An 18345-nucleotide genomic window follows, 5' to 3' on the forward strand; every position below is an offset into this window, starting at 1 on the left:
GCGCCTCAAAGTCATGCAATCGTTCGTCTATCAGGGCATGCCGTCGCGTGTGGTGTTCGGTGCGGGGAGCATCGAACATCTCGAACGCGAGATCGAACTTCTGGGCGCGCATCGCGCGCTCGTCCTCTCGACGCCGCAGCAGCGTGTTCAGGCCGAAGCGCTTGCCGAACGCATCGGGCCTCGCGCGGCAGGCGTGTTCGCGAAGGCCGTGATGCACGTGCCGGTCGAAACCGCGCGAGAAGCGCGCGACTATGCGGAGCGCGTCGGCGCGGATTGCGCGATCGCCATCGGCGGCGGCTCGACGACGGGTCTCGGCAAGGCGATCGCCTTGACCTCTTCGCTGCCGATACTCGCGGTGCCGACCACGTACGCCGGCTCGGAGATGACGCCCATCTACGGCCTCACCGAAGCGGGCCTGAAGAAGACGGGCCGCGACATGCGCGTGCTGCCGAAGACCGTGATCTACGATCCGCTGCTCACCGTCTCGCTGCCCGCCTCGCTGTCGGTAACGAGCGGCATCAACGCAATCGCGCACGCTGCCGAAGGGCTCTATGCCGAGGACGCGAATCCGGTGGTGAGCCTGATGGCGGAAGAGGGCATTCGCGCGCTGGCGCAAGGCATCGGCAAGGTGGTCGCGCAACCGGACGATCCCGATGCGCGCGGCGATTGTCTCTACGGCGCGTGGCTGTGCGGCGCGGTGCTCGGCAGCGTCGGCATGTCGCTGCATCACAAGTTGTGTCATACGCTCGGCGGCACGTTCAATCTGCCGCACGCGGAGACGCATACGATCGTTCTGCCGCACGCGCTCGCCTATAACCGCGAAGCCGCGCCGGACGCGATGAAGCGTATCGCGCGCGCGCTCGGCTCGGGCGATGCCGCGCAAGGCGCGTTCGAACTCGCGCGCGCGAACGGCGCACCGACGGCGCTGAAAGACATCGGCATGAAGGAAGGCGATATCGATATCGCCGTCGATGTCGCGTTGAAGAGTCCGTACTGGAACCCGCGGCCGGTCGAACGCGCACCGCTGCGTGCGCTCATCGAAGCGGCATACGAAGGCCGCGCGCCCAACCGGGAGTGATGATCATGACTCATCCGACGAACGAAACGCTGACGCAATCCGTGACCGATTCCTTCGGCGCGTGTGCCGATGCGCGCACGAAGGAAATCGTCACCGCGCTCGTGCGGCACCTGCACGATTTCGCGCGCGAAGTGCGCCTCACGCACGACGAATGGCGACGCGGCATCGAGTTCCTCACCGCGACCGGGAAGAAGTGCGACGGCATTCGGCAGGAGTTCATCCTGCTGTCGGATACGCTGGGGCTTTCGATCGTACTCGACGACATCAACCAGCATCACGAGGACGCGGCCACCGAGAGCAGCCTGCTCGGCCCGTTCTATCGCGATGGGGTGAGGGAATCGGCGTTCGGCGCGAACATCGCGCAGAGCGACGGCGAGCCGGTGTTCTTTCATGGCGTCGTGCGCGATCTGAACGGCAAGCCGGTTGAAGGCGCGACGATCGAGGTCTGGCAGACCGCGCCGAACGGCATGTACGAAGGTCAGGACCCCGATCAGCCGGAAGGCAACCTGCGCGGCCGTTTTCGCACGAATGCGGAAGGGGCGTATGCGTTTCATTCGATCAAGCCGACGAGCTATCCGATTCCGACGGATGGTCCCGTGGGCCGGATGCTCGTCGCGACGGGACGTCATCCGATGCGTCCCGCGCACATCCACTTCCTCATCGATGCGCCGGGCTACGAGCAGCTCACGACCGCGCTCTATTCCGCCGACGATCCCTACGTGCGCTCCGATGCGGTGTTCGGCGTGAAGCCCTCGCTCGTGATCGAGTATGTGCCGGGCGACACGGGCTTCGATGTGGCGCGCGATTTCACGCTGATCGCGAAGGAGCGGACGTGAGCGGTTCCATGCAATCGATCTGCGCGCTCGCCGACGTGCCCGATGGCGGCGGCCTCGAAGCGGCGCCCGCGATTCTCGTGCTGCGTCGCGGTGACGAAGCATGGGCCTATCGCAACATGTGCCCGCATTTCTCGATTCCGCTCAACTACGAGCCGGATGCATTCTGGACCTACGACGGCGGGCTTCTGATGTGCGCGCATCACAGCGCGATGTTTCGCTTCGAGGATGGCGCGTGCATCGACGGGCCTTGTCTCGGCGCGAGTCTCGTGCGCGTTCCGATCCGGATCGAGAATGGGCACGTCCTGATCGACGACGAGAATCCTGCTTGATCCTCGGGCGCAACTAACTGTCTTCCGTGGCTAGCCCACATACCCGAACTGCGTTAGCCTGACGGCGCCGCCCGGATGAAACGCGACGATAGCCGCGTGGCGCTCGCGCTCGTCGAAACCTTCCGGAAGATAGAGGTTTCCCGCCAGTTTGAGATTCCGGTTCCTGAATTGCACGCATTGCATGGCGCTGTCTCCCGGCGGCAAAGGGCTGATTTATGCGGTCGCTGTGTTCGCGCCGTTCAACCGGCGCGGCGACCACATGGAATCAATGCAGGAACCCTGCGGGATTTGGACAAGAACGCGGACACCCGATTGCGTCGCGTCGGGCGAGCGGCGCACCGCTCACATGGGATTTGCCGCGACGAAGTTCTTGTAAGCGGTATAGGCGGGCTTCGGCGTGAGGCCGTCGTTCTTGATGAGGCCATACGCGCCTTCGCCGCCGGGCGGATCGTCGTAGAGCTCGTAGCTTTGAATCGACTCGATGTCGTAGGTCGAAGCGAGCGCCACGAACTGCGCCATCATGCGGTTGCCGATCAGATATGCGGCGATCTGCTGATCGGTGCCGTAGGTCGGGCGCACGCCGAACTCGTTGATCCAGATCGGCTTGCCGAACGCGTGGAGCGTGTCGAGCACGTTATGGCATCCGGTGCCGCCGCACGCGTGCGTGATGTCGCCCTGGTCCGAATACCAGTGCCATGCGGTGATGTCCCATTCGACGACCGGATGACCGATGCTGCCGTCGGGCTGCGTGCCGGCTGCGAGCATCTGGTCGAATGCGTAGTGCAGCCAGGTGCCGCCGCCCATGATGATCTTGCCGGACGGATCCACCGACTTGATGCCCGCGATCATGCCGCGAATCACGCCGCGCAGCTTCTTGAACTTCTCGTTGTCGTAGTCCTGCGGATAGACGCCGTCCACGTTGCCGACGAGCGCTTCGGCTTCCATCTCGTTCGTGACCTCGTAGTACGGGTAGCGGCGCGAGCTCGCCGTCTGCTGTCCGAGCGCGAAGCCGGCGCTGTACGCTTCGTTCTCGTCGTTGAAGTCGTCGATGCCCATCAGCATGACGGGATACACCGTCACGCCGCCGGCCGCCATCAACTGGGCGATGCCAGCGAGTTTGATCGCCGTTCCCTGGCTATACACCTCGTTGCGATAGAACTTCGCGCCGAGGTCCTGCAGTTGCGAGAGTTGAAGCGCCGGGCTGGAGATGTCGTACGCGCCGCCTTCGTTGTTGTGGCCGTTCACGCCGTAGAAGATCTTCGCTGCCGGGGCGGGCGCGACAGGAGGCGTCGTGTCGCCGGTCGTCGAAGAAGCGGCGCTCGCGGGCGAGGCTGCGCTTGGGGAAGACGTGCCGCTTGCGGAAGAAGTAGTACCGCTGGCGGGTGCGCTGTCGCTCGCGACCGTGGCGGTCGTCGCGGGCGCGGCCGCGAAGCTCGACGATGACGTCGGGCTCGTGGTGCTGGTCTGCGAAGGATCGACGCCGGAGGCAGCGGTGGCCGCCGCCGGAGCAGTCACGGAAGCGGACGAGGTGCCGCTACGCGTCGTGTTGGCAGCCGAAGCGTTGCTCCCGCTGTCGCCGCCGCCACCGCCACCACCACCGCCACCACATGCGGCGAGCAGCACGCTCGCAGCGACCGCCGCAGCGAACGCGGCCGAACCGCGCGGCAAGGGAATCAGGAAAAAGCGGAAAGCACGAGTACGGATGTGTACGAAGATCGTCATGTCAAAGCGCGCTACTGGATGGTCAGATTTCTTGTCCACGAAGTAGGTGCGCGTTCCGCGAGTCGTCCGGAAAGCGGACGGACCGATGACGGACCTTTATCCCGCGTCGGATGGAACGCGAGGACGTGTGGAATGCTCGTCGCAAGAGCCCCAGTGAGCCATTCCACGACAGGTGCTGCGGGGAAGGAAGGGGCGGAGAAGAGACCGTGCAGGAGCCGGTCTCAATTGGGTTTACGGCGGGGAAGCGGGAGACTTGAGGGGCGCGTGGCGCGAAGGAAAGCGGAGTCCTGCCGGATCAGGAAATTTCTACTTCGACAGCGGTCGCTCGGGCTCCAGCGCCGAGCCGCCGAGTATCGAGTTGGCATCGGCGCGCGCGTTGTCGAGCTGCACGACGCTTGCCTGGCGCGCGGCGAGCGCATCGCGGTTGGCGATCGCCGTGAAGATCGCCTTATGGCGCGGCAGCGAGAGCGCGTGGGTATTCGGATGGCGGCTCGTGAGCTTGATCGACTCGGTGAGCGCGAGCGACAGCATGTTGCCGATGTACGCGAGCATGTCGTTGTGCGTCGCCGCCATGATCGCGCGATGAAACTCGAGGTCGGGATCGAGCAGCTCCGCCGCCGTCGTTGCGCCCTCCATGCGTTCATAGGCGGTGCCGATGCGCGCGATGTCGTCGTCCGTGGCGGAGATCGCCGCGAGCGCGGCGGCGGCCGGCTCGATGATCTGACGCACGGTCATGAGCGAGCGAAAGAACTCGCCTTCCGGAAGACGGCTGATGGTCCACACGAGCACGTCGGGGTCGAGCATGTGCCACTGATCGCGCGCGCGCACGACGCTGCCCACGCGCGGCTTGGAGACGACCAACCCCTTCGCCACGAGCACGCGCGTCGCCTCGCGCAGCACCGGACGGCTCACGCCATAGGCCTCGCAGAGCGTGGGCTCGGCGGGCAGACGCTGGCCCGGCGCGAATACGCCGCTCACGATCTGCATGCCGAGCTCCTGCACGATGCGCCCGTGCATGCTCTTGCGTTGCTTGGGGTTGCGGTAATCCATGATTGTCCGGCCACGCCAGTTCACCGCAACTGGCTCAATCGACTAGCTTCAATGCGTCGTCGTTGCGCGCATCGCCCGATATTCCCGCCTCACGATGTCCATCAACTCCGCCACCGACGTGTTCGCGCTGCGCTGCTCGTACGTCACGCGCCCGCGCTGCATCAGCATGATGCGATCCGCGATGTCGAGCGTCTGCGCATAGTTGTGCATGATCATGATGATGGAGAGGCCGCCTTTCTCCTTCAGCCGCATGACGAGATCGATGATGAGCGCCGCCTCGCGCGCGCCCATCGCGGCGAGCGGTTCGTCGAGCAGCAGGATCCTCGCGTTCGAATGCACTGCGCGCGCGACCGCGATGGCCTGCCGCTGGCCGCCCGACAGGCGCTCGACCGGCAGGTCGACGGACGGCACATGCACGCCGATGTCGTCGAGACATTGCGCCGCGCGCTCGCGCATCTGCTTGTGATCGAGAAGACGGAACGGTCCGCGCCGCACGATCTCGCGATTGAGGAACATGTTGTGATAGATCGACAGCGAATTCGCGAGCGCGAGATCCTGATACACGCATTCGATGCCGAGCGCGCGCGCGTGATCGACCGACTTGAGCAGCGTCTCCTCGCCGTGCACGTGCAGCGTGCCGCTCGTCTGCTGATGAAAGCCCGTGAGGATCTTGACGAGCGTGGACTTGCCCGCGCCGTTGTCGCCGAGAATGCCGAGAATTTCGCCACGGCCGAGCGTGAGCGAGACGCCGTCGAGCGCCGTCACCGCGCCGAAGCGCTTGACGAGATCGTCGCCGCGCAGCGCGAGTTCGGCGGAAGCCGCTTGCGGTTCTGCCATCACCGGCCTCCTCTGAGGCGAATGCGCCCGACGTGAATATTGAAGATCATCGCGGCGAGAATCGCGGCGCCGAGAATGATGTTGAACGTGAACGCGTTGATGCCGATGAGCGTGAAGCCGTCGCTCAGGATGCCGAGCACCGCCGCGCCGAGCAGGCCGCCGACGATCGTGCCCGAGCCGCCCGTCAGCGGCGTGCCGCCGATCACCGCGGCGGCGACCGCGAGGAACATGATCTGGTTGCCGCCCGCCTGCGGATCGATCGAGGTGATGCGAAAGCCTTCGAGCATGCCCGTGAAGCCCGCGAGCATCGCGGCCAGTATGAAGTTGCCGAGGCGCAACCGGTTCACGTGTATGCCCGCCTCGCTCGCGCCGAGCGAATTGGCGCCCGCCGCCTGTGTATGCAGGCCCCAGCGCGTATGCCGCAAGAGCGTGTGCATGACGAAGGCGATCCCCACGGTCCAGATGATTTCGCTATAGCCCCAGGCGCCCATGACCGCGGCGAACTCCGGCGAGCCTGGCGTCGCGACGGGCGTGCCGCGCGACACGGTGAGCGTGATGCCGTTGATCAGAAAGAGCGTGCCGAGCGTCGTCACGAACGAGGGCAGGCGAAGATAGACCGTGACCGCGCCGTTCACCAAGCCGATGATCGCGGCGGCGACGAGTCCCGCGATCATCGCGAGCCACATCGGCGCGCCCGCGTCGTTAGCGAACACCATCATGAAAGGCGCGAACGCGAACACCATGCCCGCCGACAGATCGATGTCGCCGCCGATCATCAGCATGATTTCGCCGAACGCGATGATCGCCACCGGAGCGACGAACTGCGAGAGATTGACGAGGCTCGCATTGCTCAGCAGGAAGTCGTGATTGACGAACTGGAAGTAGGCCGCGAGCAGCGCGGCCACGAGCAGGATGCGCAGCTCGGGCGCCCAGTGGGACATCCACGCACCGCGCGGAGGTGGTGTCCGCGCGGGCGCTTCCGCCTTGCGAGGTTCGTTCACCGTGTTCATCACGACTTGATCGCGCCCTTCATCGGCACGATTTGCGGCTTGGTGGTCTTGCCTTCGTAACGCGTCGACGTGTTGAGGTACGGTTCGACCGTGTCCTTCGTCACGAACTTCAGACCCGTGTTGATGTTCGCCGGCCCGACGAGCCCGCCTGACGCCAGGAACACGAACGCTTCCATCACCGTATAGAAGCCCTGCACGTACGGCTGCTGGTCGATGGTGAAATCGAGGAAGCCTTCATGAATGAGCTGGATGGTCTGCGGCAGCAGGTCGAAGCCGCCGCCATGCACGCCCTTCGAAGGCAGGTTCGACTCCTTCATCACCTGCGCGACGCCCTGCGTGCTGCCCGCATCGACGGCGAACATGCCTTTCAGATCCTGGTGGCCGAGATAGAACGCCTTGATCTTCGAAAGCTCTTCGTTGACGGTCGCGCCGGTCGCGACCGTCTGGATGTCGATCTTCTTGCCCGACTTCTTGATCGCGTCGCTCGCGCCGTCGAGGCGCGGCTGGATGTTGAGCTGCCCCGGCGTCGCGATGAACAGCGCGACCATGCCGCTATCGATCAGGCTCGCGATGCGCTCGCCCATCTGATAACCGGACAGATACAGGTCCTGGCCGATATACGCGAGACGCGGATTGCTCTTGCCGCGCGGCGCGTCGGCGTTGTAGGCGAACACCGGAATGCCGGCGTCGAGCGCGGCCTGGATCGGCTTGTCGAATGCGTTCGGATCGACGATCGGCACGGCGATCGCATCGGCTTTCGCGGCGATCGCGGAGTTCACGGCGCGCACCATCTCGCCCGCATCGGACGTGGCCGAGCCGGTCCACTGGTAGTCCATGCCGAACATGGCGCAGGCGTCCTGAATGCCGTATTGCGTCGGCACGAAGAATGGATTGGTCGTCACGTGATTGACGAACACGATCCTCCATTTCTTGTGCTGCGGGAACGCCGCTTCAGCCGCCTGCGCGGTCGAAATCAAGCCGCCCGCGCCGCTCACGCCGCCCAGCAACGATAGCGCGGCGCCCAGGCCCGCGCCCTGCATGAGCCCGCGCCGGCCCGAACTGATGAGGCTGTTGCCGTCCTTTGCGTCTTCATCCCGATTTTGCGCCATGTCTTCCTCCGGTCTCTTCTTCGTTGGTCGATGGGTCGACTCGTCGTCGATCACGTTCAGATACTGGGTTTCACGGCACGTCATTCACATGCGGCTTTCATGACCGAAAGACGAGACAGTTGCGGATGACGATACGAGCAGTGCGCGAGAGGGTCGTTCGAAAGCGCGGTGTTTTGAACTAATAGTTGGGATATGCGAAGCCCGCGCCCCGGCTTCAATAGACAAACTATATGCAGCGTCATTCGCCGTTGCGATTAGCGTTTTCCCGGTGCGCGGCTGGCATATAGTCATGCTATTTATGGGTTTTTCTCACAGAGTGGGTGAAGCCATGAGCGCCCCAAAATCCAGGCTTCGTTCGGCAGCGTGGTTCGGCACCGCTGACAAGAACGGCTTCATGTACCGGAGCTGGATGAAGAATCAGGGCATTCCGGATCATGAGTTCGAGGGCAAGCCGATCATCGGCATATGTAATACGTGGTCCGAACTAACGCCGTGCAATTCGCACTTTCGCAAGCTTGCCGAACACGTGAAGCGCGGCGTGTATGAGGCGGGCGGATTTCCCGTCGAGTTTCCCGTGTTCTCGAACGGCGAATCGAATCTGCGGCCGACCGCGATGTTCACGCGCAATCTCGCCAGCATGGACGTCGAGGAAGCGATACGCGGCAATCCCGTCGATGCGGTCGTGCTGCTCGTCGGCTGCGACAAGACCACGCCCGCGCTGCTGATGGGCGCGGCGAGCTGCGATGTTCCGGCCATCGTCGTCTCGGGCGGCCCGATGCTGAACGGCAAGCACGAAGGGCGCGACATCGGCTCCGGCACTGTCGTGTGGCAACTGAGCGAGCAGGTGAAGGCGGGCAGGATCTCGATCCACGAGTTCATGTCGGCCGAAGCGGGCATGTCGCGCTCGACCGGCACATGCAACACGATGGGCACCGCGTCCACGATGGCCTGCATGGCCGAGGCGCTCGGCGTCACGCTGCCGCACAATGCCGCGATTCCCGCGGTCGACGCGCGCCGCTACGTGCTCGCGCATCTGTCGGGCATGCGCATCGTGGAGATGGCGTTGGAGGATCTACGCCTGTCGAAGCTGCTCACGCGCGAGGCTTTCGAGAATGCGATCCGCACGAACGCCGCGATTGGCGGATCGACGAATGCAGCCATTCACCTGAAGGCGATTGCCGGACGCATCGGCGTGAGGCTCGAGCTCGACGACTGGACGCGCATCGGGCGCGGCACGCCCACGCTCGTCGACCTGCAGCCTTCGGGGCGCTTTCTGATGGAAGAGTTTTACTACGCGGGCGGCTTGCCCGCCGTGTTGCGCCGTCTGGGCGAGGCGAAGCTGCTGCCGCATCCGGATGCGCTCACGGCCAACGGCCGCTCGCTCTGGGACAACTGCAAGGACGCGCCCATTCACAACGACGAAGTGATCCGCCCGCTCGCGAAGCCGCTCGTCGCCGATGGCGGATTGTGCGTGCTGCGCGGCAATCTCGCGCCCAACGGCGCGGTGCTGAAGCCGTCGGCGGCGACGCCCGCGCTCCTGAAGCATCGCGGCCGCGCGGTCGTGTTCGAGGACTTCGACGACTACAAGCGCCGCATCGTCGATCCGGATCTCGACGTCACGCCGGACTCCGTGCTCGTGATGAAGAACTGCGGGCCGAAGGGCTATCCGGGCATGGCCGAAGTCGGCAACATGGGGTTGCCGCCGAAGCTGCTGGCGCAAGGCGTGACCGACATGGTGCGGGTCTCGGATGCGCGCATGAGCGGCACGGCATACGGCACCGTCGTGCTGCATGTCGCACCCGAGGCGCGCGCGGGCGGTCCGCTCGCGATCGTGCGCGACGGCGACTGGATCGAACTCGACTGCGACAAGGGCGTGCTGCGCATCGATATCGACGATGATGAAATCCGCACGCGTCTCGACGAATGGGCGGCTTCGCGCCGCGAGATTCCCGAGGATCGAACCGGCTATCGCAAGCTTTACGTGGAACACGTGCTCCAGGCGGATGAAGGCTGTGACTTCGATTTCCTCGTCGGTTGCCGGGGCGCGGAGGTGCCGAGGCACTCGCATTGACGTTACTTGCGCGGGTTCCATGTGGCGATGGCGACGCCCAGCACGGCGACGCCCATCGCCCACCATGCGGCCATCGGCAGGACTTCGCCGAGAAACAGGTATGACATCACCGCGGCTGCCGGCGGCACGAAAAAGAACAGCGACGCCACTTGCGATACCTTGCCCGCGCGGGTCATCGCTAGCAGCAGCGTGATCGCGATCAGCGAATTGCCGATCACGAGATACGCGAGCGTTGCGATGAACGTGGGTGTCCATTGCACCTGCGTGTGTTCGAACAGCAGCGCCATGGGCGCGCAGAACACGAAGCCGACGCTGTACTGCACGAGGTTCGACGTCAGCGGATCCTGCGCCGTGCCGAGGCGCTTTTCATAGAGCATCGCGCCCGTGATGCCGATGAGCGCGCCGATCGAGAGCAACACCGGCCCGAGCGACGACGCCTGGAGCGGCCCGCGCGCGAGGATCACGCCTGCCGCGCCGGCGAGGCCGAGCAGCAAGCCGGTCCAGCGCCGCGCACCGATGCTTTCGCCGACGAACTTGGGCGCGAGCACGCCGACGAGAATCGGTTGCAGCGACACGATCAGCGCGAGCACCGACGTGGCGATGCCCGCCGTCATCGCCAGATAGCTGAGCCCGAAGTACATCACCTGCACGAGAAAGCCGACTACGACGAGATGGCGCCACGCGCGCGCATCGCGCGGCCATTGCGGGCGCCTGATCGCGCACGCGGCGAGGAGCACGCCCACGCTCAGCGCGAAGCGAATCGCGAGGAAGGTCAGCGGCGACGCATAGTGCAGGCCGGTTTTCGCAATCGGGAATCCCGCGGACCAGAGCAGCAGAAACACGATGGGACCGCCGATCGTGAGCCAGCGGCGCTCGCTCTGCGTAGTTGTCGCGCGTTGCTCCCGGTCGACCTGCGGCGCCTGCGCCATGTTCGCGTCCTTGTGCGTGTCGGTTATTGCAGCCGAAGTATGTGATTGCAACGCAGCGGGAGCCGGATGGCAAGTGCGAACGTTCCGCGCGCAGGTGAGTTTCTTGCTGGCGGTTGCAATTTCGACGCGCTTTGAGACATGCTCTGCGTGCTGGATGTACGAATGTACGGATCAATGGAAAGGGACATCATGACGGACGATCAACGCGCAGCACCCGACAGCACGGCGGCGCGCGTCGCGATGTGGCGGGCGCTGCACGTCGAAGCCGACGCGCCGCCGCACGTGCTGGAAGACACGGTCGGCCTCGCGCTTCTGGCTCCCGATGACGACTGGCGCGAGCGCGGCGACATGAACCCGCAATTCACGCGGCCGTTTCGCGCGTCGATCGTCGCGCGTGCGCGTTTCATCGACGATCTCGTGGTCGAACAGGCAGATCGCGGGGTGACGCAATATGTCATTCTCGGCGCGGGCCTCGACAGTTTCGCGCAGCGCAGGCCGGAGATCGCGTCGCGGCTCACGGTGTTCGAAGTCGATCCGCCCGGGCCGCAGGCGTGGAAGCGTCGACGGCTGATCGAACTCGGCTTCGGCGTGCCGGACTGGCTGCGCTTCGTACCCGTCGATTTCGAAGCGGGCGAGTCGTGGCGCGAGAAGCTCGTGACGTCGGGATTCGATGCGAGCAGGCCCGCCATCGTCGTTTCGACGGGCGTCAGCATGTATCTCACGAGGGAGGCGAATGCGGCCACGCTGCGCGAAGTCGCAGCCTTCGCTCCCGGGTCGATATTCGCGATGACGTTCCTGCTTCCGCTGGAACTCGCGGACCCCGATGTGCGTCCGGGACTCGAGATGGCGGAGAAGGGCGCGCGTGCGAGCGGGACGCCGTTCATCAGCTTCTTTACGCCATCGGAGATTCAGGCGCTGGCGCGTGAAGCGGGCTTCAAGGAGGCGCGGCATGTTTCGGCGGCGGATCTGACCCGGCGCTACTTCGCGAACAGGCCCGACGGCTTGCGTCCGCCCGGCAATGCGGAAGAACTGCTGATTGCGAACACATGAACGACGGCGGAAATTCGTCATGCCCCGAATCGACATCGCCGCTGTGCCGCGTCTGAAGGAGGCCGCGGTTCGATGACTCGCGGATGACGCGAAAATGCCGGACGAGGCCGATAGTCTCAGTCCGCCACGCGAACGGCGACATCCGCGGCGGCGAGCGTTTCGGTCATCCATTCCGGTGGCGGGGCATCGGTGAAGAGCGCATCGATCTGACTGAGATGCCCGAGCTTCACGAGCGCGGCGCGGCCGAACTTCGAATGATCCGCGACGAGAAACACCGTGCGTGACTGCTCGACGATCGCCTGCGCCACGCGCACTTCGGCGATATCGAAGTCCCGGAGCGTGCCGTCCTCCTCGATGCTCGAAATGCCGATGATCCCGAAGTCCACCTTGAACATCCGGATGAAGTCGACGGCCTGCTCGCCCACGACGCCCTTGTCGCGCGCGCGCACCTTTCCGCCGGCGACCAGCAGCTCGGCGTCCGTTTCGTCCGCGAAAATATTGGCGACATTCAGGTTGTTCGTGATGACGCGCAAGCCCGTGTGCTGACGCAGCGCGCGCGCGACTTCCTCGGTCGTCGTGCCGAGGTTGATGAAGAGCGTCGCCTGGTTCGGAATCTCGGATGCGACGAGCTTCGCGATGCGCCGTTTTTCCTCGAGATACATCTGCTGGCGCGCCGTGTAGGCCGTGTTCTCCGAACTCGTGAGCGCGCTCGCGCCGCCATGATAGCGGCGCAGCAGGTTGCGGTCGGACAGCCAGTTGACGTCGCGGCGCACGGTCTGCGGCGTGACCTGAAATTGCGCGGCGAGGTCCTCGATGGTGGCGAAGCCGTCGCGGGCGACACGGTCGAGCAGCGCCCGCTGCCTGCCGTTGAGTGCGTGGTCGGATGTCATCGGAGCGCGCGGAATCGCAAAAAAATGAAGATCATCGGATGCGCAAGTGTACGACGAAGAAGCGTTGCCGGCCAAAGAGATCTCGTCTTGGGCGGCTTGCTTGCTCGTCCTGCAGGTGTTCGCTCCGTCTTTTCGTCGTCGGCGCAGGGTGTTAAGATGTTCGAAATCGAATGTGGAACTTCGTTTTCGAACAAGCCGCGAGGCACGTGTCAAGCGATGGCATCGCGCGATCGATCGAGCCACCTGCATCACGGTCCGACATGCAAAACAAGACTCCTTCCGACCGCGCATCGCTCTTGCGCGAACTGGACAAGACACCGCTCTTCGATGTCGTCGTGATCGGCGGCGGCGCGAGCGGTCTCGGCGCGGGAGTCGATGCGGCGTCGCGCGGTTATCGAACCTTGCTGCTGGAGGCGCGCGACTTCGCGAAGGGCACGTCGAGCAAGGCCACGAAGCTCGTGCACGGCGGCGTGCGCTATCTCGCGCAAGGCAACATCCCGCTCGTACGCGAGGCGCTGCGCGAGCGTGGACTGCTCGCGCGCAACGCGCCGCATCTGGTGCATCCGCTCGGGTTCATCGTTCCTGCGTATCGCTTCGGCGACAAGCTTATCTACGGCGCGGGACTGAAGATGTACGACTGGCTGGCGGGCTCGCTGAACCTTGGCGCAAGCCGCAGTCTCGGCCTCGCGGAGACGCGCGCGAAATCGCCGATGCTCGCCGACAGCCTCGACGGCCATGCGCTGCGCGGCGGCACGCTCTATTGCGACGGCCAGTTCGACGATGCGCGTCTCGCCGTCACGCTGATGCGCACGCTGTTCGATCTCGGCGGCCACGCACTGAACAATGCCGCCGTGCGCGGCGTGGACTTCGATCGCGCGGCGGGACATCATCGGCTTACGGTGGAGGACGTCGAAACCGGCGACCGGTTCACGGTGAGCGCGCGCTGCGTCGTCAACGCGACGGGCGTCTGGGTCGATTCGATCAGGGCGATGGCGGACCCCGGCGCGCGCCCGATCGTGGCGCCGAGCCAGGGTGTTCATCTGACCTTGCCCGGCCGCTTCCTGCAAAGCGATGACGCGATTCTCGTGCCGAGGACCAAAGACGGCCGCGTGCTGTTCATCGTGCCGTGGCACGGCCACGCGATCGTCGGCACGACGGACACGCCGCGCCACGATCTGCCGCTCGATCCCCGCGCGAGCGACGAGGATGTCGACTTCATTCTCGCGACGGCGGCGAATTATCTGTCCGTCAAGCCGACGCGCGACGATGTCCTGAGCGTCTGGGCCGGGCTTCGTCCGCTCGTGAAAGGCGACGCCAACGCGTCGACCGCGGCGCTGTCGCGTGAGCATACGATCGAAATGAGCGCGACCGGCATGATCACCGTGACGGGCGGCAAGTGGACGACGTATCGCCTCATGGCGCAGCAGGTGATCGATCTCGCGGTGACGAAGGGACTGCTGCCCGACGCGCCGTGCCGCACGGCGTCCTTGCCGCTGCACGGATCGACGGCGGAGCAGGGTGGCTATTACGGTTCCGATGCGGCACTGATCGAGCGGCTGCCGGGCGCGGATAACGTCCTGGTGCAGGCGAGCGGCCTGACCGAGGCGCAGACGCGTTTCGCGGTGCGCGCGGAACTCGCGCGCTGCGTAGAGGATGTGCTGGCGCGGCGCAATCGCGCGCTGTTTCTCGACGCCGCGGCCGCTCGCGACGCCGCGCCGGAAGTTGCGCGGATCGTGGCGGAGGAGCTCGGGAAGTCATCGCATTGGCAAGCCGATGAGGTCGAGCGCTTCGACACCTTTGCGCGAACCTGGATGCTGTCGTAGCGGCAGAGGTAGCACGTGACCGTATTCCCTGCGCAGGGTATCGCGTGTCGTCGCATCCTGGTCACGACCGCCTCGCATGGGAAGGCCTTGCCGGTGCGCTCAAGTTCTCGTAGAAGGCGCCCACAATCATGATTCCGTGGGCGCAGCCAAAGAGCGGCTTCGAAAACCCCTCTCGAGCGGCGGCATCCGCAGGCTGCTCGCCCTCCTTACCCTGCTCGTGACGAACTCAGCAGGGCCGTACCGCATTGTTCGGCCACGCCGTTAACTCTGTTCAAAGCACGATACTTTTTCCCGAGCGGGACCCGGCCTAGAGTGTGTGCCTTCAATCTGGCACCAGTGTCGTCATGCACATAGATTCGTCTGCAAGCCCAGCGTCGTTGCAAGGAAGCTCAACGTCGGTCCGTCAATGGCTCTCCGTCATTGCTGTAGCTGTCAGCGCGTTTGCTTTCGTCACGGCCGAGTTTCTGCCTGTCGGATTGCTGCCGCAAATCGCGCATGACCTTGGTGTCAAACCCGGCGTTGCAGGTCTCATGGTAACGACGCCGGGCGTCATGGCCGCGATATTCGCGCCAACGCTCATAGTCGGCGCCGGACGTACGGATCGTCGGTACGTCTTCCTGCTTCTGACCGCAATATTGCTGATATCCAACATCGTGTGTGCAATCGCTGCGAGTTTCCCGGTCGTGCTAGTGGGACGGGCCCTGCTCGGTGCCGCGTTAGGTGGTTTCTGGACTCTGGCGACTGCTGCTGCCCCGCGACTTGTGCAACCCAAGGATGCCGCGAAGGCGACGGCCACCATCCTGACGGGTGTTACCTGTGCAACGGTCATTGGCGTGCCGCTCGGAACGTTTATCGCATCGTTCGCGTCGTGGCGTCTGTCGTTCGCCGCCACTGCGGGCTTGGTGGCGCTGGCCCTGCTTGCACAAGGGCTTCTTGTACCCTCGCTTCCGTCGGCCTCGGCGTTGCGCGTCGCCGATTTCAAGACGCTGCTCGGACGGCCTCACACTCGCTTGAGCATGCTGATGGTCGCGCTCGTTTTCGGAGCACACTTCTCGACTTATACCTACATTGCGCCGCTGCTCGAGCAGGAGTTCTCGCTAAGCGCGATTACGCTCCTGCTCTTCGGGTTTGGGCTGGTCGGCTTTTTCTCGAATGCATTGATGTCCGCGGTCGTCTCGGACCATCTCAAGAAGTCGGTCGCCGTAATGACGTTGCTCCTCCTGAGCGCAATGGCGTCAATGTTGCTGCTCGACCATTCGAGCATCGGCGAGACCGTGGGGATGCTGATCTGGGGAGTCGCTTTCGGTGCGCTTCCGCTTTGTTTTAGCGTATGGATTCAGCGCGGCACAGCAGACTTGCCCGAAGCGGGTTCGGCTATGTTCGTCAGCATCATTCAGGTCGCGATTGCCGCGGGTTCGGCAGTGGGAGGCGCGATTGTCGACCGTGCCGGGGTAAGTGCCGACTTCACGATGGGTTGTGGGCTCGCCGTGCTCGGCCTGGTGATACTTCAGCGCCTGGCTGCGCTGGAACGGCCTGCCCGCGAGTCTTCTTTTCAACCGACTTGCGACGCGTCGCCGGATTGATTGCTTTATCGACGAGGCATCGATTCCTTCGCTTGCCAGGCTGCCAAGGCGGTGTTCGTAGTACGGGCGGTCCCTGTCATCGAGAATTGCATGCGGCGCCGCCAAATCCAGTCCGCCCGTATTCGCGCTTGAATTCGGGCACGACGTTCTCATCCTTCTCGCCCTCCGCGAGTTCCCATCGCTCCATGGCTGCGGCACACGTTCTCGTAGATGGCACTCGCAATCATGAGGCCGTGAAAGTCTCCGAAGAGCGCCGTGATTGGACTCACAGTCTCGAGATCCAAACTCACTCCAGCGCCTGAGCGCTTGTTCTTCAACTCGTCGATCGCCGAGAGCGTTTTCTTGAACGTAGCCAAAGGACCGTGCAATTGTTCGAGATATGGGCGAATGCTCCTTCAAAATCGTTACGGGAAACCCCTAATCAGAAAGGATTGGTAAGCGAGCGCAAAACTCGCTAAATTGGGGAAACCGTTTTCCCAACGATGACTGAAAGCTAGATTCCCCATCAAAAAAACCGCTTCGCACCGATGCGCGGCGGGCGGAGACACTCATGCGAAAAGCAATGCCTGGCATGTTGCAGAGCACAGATTGCTGCAACTGGGCGACTCGCACCCTGCGTCGGTTCGCGGTCATCGCCGACGCTGCCCGCCAATGCGTTTCGATGCTTGTGACCGTATTTGGCGTCCATGCCTTGGAAGTGTTGCACGGCCCTCGTGACGTGCGCCTGACTGAGCTTGTCCGCACGCGCGGTAGCCTCGCTTGTGCATCTCGCAAATTGTCCGGTGAGCGTCGTGCCGCAAGTGCATGCGCGGTTGCTTCATCGATGCAAGGATGCGCAATCGCGCACGCTGTGGTGACGCCCGCCGCTCACCCTGCTTCAGGGCTCCGCAATCCGTGGGCTACAAGCAGTCGACTCGCGCACGATAAGACACGGCTCGATGGTCACATGCTCGACCTCTTCGTTGCCTGCTAGCACATCGATGAGCTTTTGCATTGCAATCTCGCCCATCGCCTCGCTCTGTGTGTCGACGCTGGTGAGCGTTGGAGCAGAAATTTCACCATAGGGGACGTTGTCGATGCCGGTCACCGCCACGTCCCGCGGAACGTTGATACCAAGCGCCGTTGCTGCCTTGATGAAGCCGAGCGCAATGAGATCGTTGTAGCAGATTACCGCTTGAGGGCGGCGTGGACCGAGCATCACGCGAGAACAGGCCTGTTCGCCAGCGCGGTTGGTCGGCGCGTGAACATCGTGCACGTCGAGTTCCAAGCCGGCCTGGTGCAGACACTCGCGTACCCCAGCGATTCGTTCGTCGTTGATGCGCGCTTGCCCGAAGCCGAGATACGCGAAGTTGCGATGTCCCAAATCCAGAAGGTGCCGAGTGAGCATGAACGTGGCGAGCCGATTGTCGATGCCGACGCTGGAAATGGGAAGCCGATCGCTACGCCTCAGAAGAACAAGCGGCTTGTCGAGTTCGAGCAGCCATTCTGATTGCTCCTCGGGCAAACGCGAACTGAGTATGAGTCCGTCTACCCGCCGCGCCAGCGCTTCGACGAGCGGGCGCTCGCGAGCCTGGTTCTCGTCGACGTCGACGAGCAGCAGGGTGTAGTCGTGCTTGAGCGCCACGCGGTTTGCGCCCTTCACGACGTTCGTGAAGTGCGGATTGCTGATATCGAGAATCGTGAGACCGATGGTGCGCGTTTGCTTCGTGACCATCGACCGCGCGAGTGGATTCGACTGGTAACCGAGCTGTTCGATGGCGGCCTTGAGTTTTGCTTCGACCGGCTCGGTAAATCGCTTGGTGCCATTGATGTACTTGGACACGGTCGCAACGGAGACGCCCGATAGAGCAGCGACGTCGCGGATGGTCGGCGAAGGCTTCTTCATGTTGGAGGCAGTGACTGTTTCATGACGGGGTCAACCGGAAATCGGGGGTTGGAGACTCCCATAGATATAAAGAGTCAGAAGCTGCAAGTCAACTGATCCGGATTTGCCAAACGTCCCGCAACAAGACCTGAAGCTGGATTCTC

The 18345-nt window shown here is 63.9% G+C and carries 16 protein-coding genes; 7 read left to right on the plus strand and 9 right to left on the minus strand.

All coding sequences use genetic code 11. The features are described 5' to 3' along the window. Positions 1-13: 13 nt before the first annotated feature. The 3 genes from AWB83_RS13485 to AWB83_RS13495 are packed head-to-tail and all read left to right on the plus strand — an operon-like array spanning position 14 to position 2243. On the plus strand, positions 14-1078 hold the full coding sequence (locus tag AWB83_RS13485) for a maleylacetate reductase (RefSeq protein ID WP_087046039.1): 1065 nt from the start codon (positions 14-16) through the stop codon (positions 1076-1078). A 5-nt stretch (positions 1079-1083) separates the two neighbouring features. Next, complete coding sequence (locus tag AWB83_RS13490) at positions 1084-1914, plus strand: intradiol ring-cleavage dioxygenase (RefSeq protein ID WP_087046193.1); 831 nt, start codon at positions 1084-1086, stop codon at positions 1912-1914. A gap of 8 nt (positions 1915-1922) precedes the next feature. Then, on the plus strand, positions 1923-2243 hold the full coding sequence (locus tag AWB83_RS13495) for a Rieske (2Fe-2S) protein (RefSeq protein WP_087046041.1): 321 nt from the start codon (positions 1923-1925) through the stop codon (positions 2241-2243). 30 nt (positions 2244-2273) lie between these two features. On the opposite strand, the gene AWB83_RS36485 is transcribed toward AWB83_RS13495, so the two are convergent. The 6 genes from AWB83_RS36485 to AWB83_RS13525 all read right to left on the minus strand — a co-directional run bounded on the left by AWB83_RS36485 (position 2274) and on the right by AWB83_RS13525 (position 7971). Beyond that, complete coding sequence (locus tag AWB83_RS36485) at positions 2274-2426, minus strand: hypothetical protein (protein WP_159463052.1); 153 nt, start codon at positions 2424-2426, stop codon at positions 2274-2276. A 159-nt stretch (positions 2427-2585) separates the two neighbouring features. Then, positions 2586-3965, minus strand: a complete 1380-nt coding sequence (locus tag AWB83_RS13500; RefSeq protein WP_244197720.1) for a glycoside hydrolase family protein — start codon at positions 3963-3965, stop codon at positions 2586-2588. Between the two features lie 306 nt (positions 3966-4271). After that, positions 4272-5015 carry a FadR/GntR family transcriptional regulator gene (locus tag AWB83_RS13510; RefSeq protein ID WP_087046046.1) on the minus strand — a complete coding sequence of 248 codons (744 nt, stop codon included), beginning with the start codon at positions 5013-5015 and terminating at the stop codon, positions 4272-4274. Positions 5016-5063: 48 nt separating this feature from the next. Next, positions 5064-5852 carry an ATP-binding cassette domain-containing protein gene (locus AWB83_RS13515; protein WP_087046048.1) on the minus strand — a complete coding sequence of 263 codons (789 nt, stop codon included), beginning with the start codon at positions 5850-5852 and terminating at the stop codon, positions 5064-5066. Next, positions 5852-6862, minus strand: a complete 1011-nt coding sequence (locus tag AWB83_RS13520) for an ABC transporter permease (RefSeq protein ID WP_087046050.1) — start codon at positions 6860-6862, stop codon at positions 5852-5854. The genes AWB83_RS13515 and AWB83_RS13520 overlap by 1 nt, the downstream gene beginning before the upstream one ends. After that, positions 6862-7971 (minus strand): sugar ABC transporter substrate-binding protein, encoded by a 1110-nt coding sequence (locus tag AWB83_RS13525; protein WP_087046194.1) that lies wholly within the window; start codon positions 7969-7971, stop codon positions 6862-6864. Before AWB83_RS13525 ends, AWB83_RS13520 begins: the two co-directional genes overlap by 1 nt. Positions 7972-8299: 328 nt before the next feature. Between AWB83_RS13525 and AWB83_RS13530 the strand changes: the two genes are divergently transcribed. Further along, positions 8300-10042 (plus strand): IlvD/Edd family dehydratase, encoded by a 1743-nt coding sequence (locus AWB83_RS13530; RefSeq protein WP_087046052.1) that lies wholly within the window; start codon positions 8300-8302, stop codon positions 10040-10042. A 2-nt stretch (positions 10043-10044) separates the two neighbouring features. Here AWB83_RS13530 and AWB83_RS13535 read toward each other — a convergent pair whose 3' ends face one another. Continuing rightward, entirely contained in the window at positions 10045-10971 is a 927-nt protein-coding gene (locus AWB83_RS13535) for a DMT family transporter (RefSeq protein ID WP_087046054.1), read from the minus strand. A gap of 189 nt (positions 10972-11160) precedes the next feature. Between AWB83_RS13535 and AWB83_RS13540 the strand changes: the two genes are divergently transcribed. After that, on the plus strand, positions 11161-12021 hold the full coding sequence (locus AWB83_RS13540; protein ID WP_087046056.1) for a class I SAM-dependent methyltransferase: 861 nt from the start codon (positions 11161-11163) through the stop codon (positions 12019-12021). A gap of 116 nt (positions 12022-12137) precedes the next feature. Here AWB83_RS13540 and AWB83_RS13545 read toward each other — a convergent pair whose 3' ends face one another. After that, the gene (locus AWB83_RS13545; protein WP_087046058.1) at positions 12138-12911 is read right to left on the minus strand and encodes a DeoR/GlpR family DNA-binding transcription regulator; all 774 of its coding nucleotides are present in this window, start codon (positions 12909-12911) and stop codon (positions 12138-12140) included. Positions 12912-13171: 260 nt separating this feature from the next. Here AWB83_RS13545 and AWB83_RS13550 point away from each other — a divergent pair, with 260 nt between their 5' ends. Further along, a complete protein-coding gene (locus AWB83_RS13550) occupies positions 13172-14734 on the plus strand; it encodes a glycerol-3-phosphate dehydrogenase/oxidase (RefSeq protein ID WP_087046195.1) in 1563 nt (520 codons plus the stop codon). Positions 14735-15078: 344 nt separating this feature from the next. Next, positions 15079-16317, plus strand: a complete 1239-nt coding sequence (locus AWB83_RS13555) for an MFS transporter (protein ID WP_087046060.1) — start codon at positions 15079-15081, stop codon at positions 16315-16317. Between the two features lie 877 nt (positions 16318-17194). Here the strand turns inward: AWB83_RS13555 and AWB83_RS13565 are convergent. Then, the gene (locus tag AWB83_RS13565; RefSeq protein WP_087046064.1) at positions 17195-18202 is read right to left on the minus strand and encodes a LacI family DNA-binding transcriptional regulator; all 1008 of its coding nucleotides are present in this window, start codon (positions 18200-18202) and stop codon (positions 17195-17197) included. Positions 18203-18345: the final 143 nt, after the last annotated feature.

The organism is Caballeronia ptereochthonis (genome assembly GCF_001545075.1).
In the GTDB taxonomy this organism is placed as follows: Bacteria; Pseudomonadota; Gammaproteobacteria; order Burkholderiales; family Burkholderiaceae; genus Caballeronia; species Caballeronia ptereochthonis.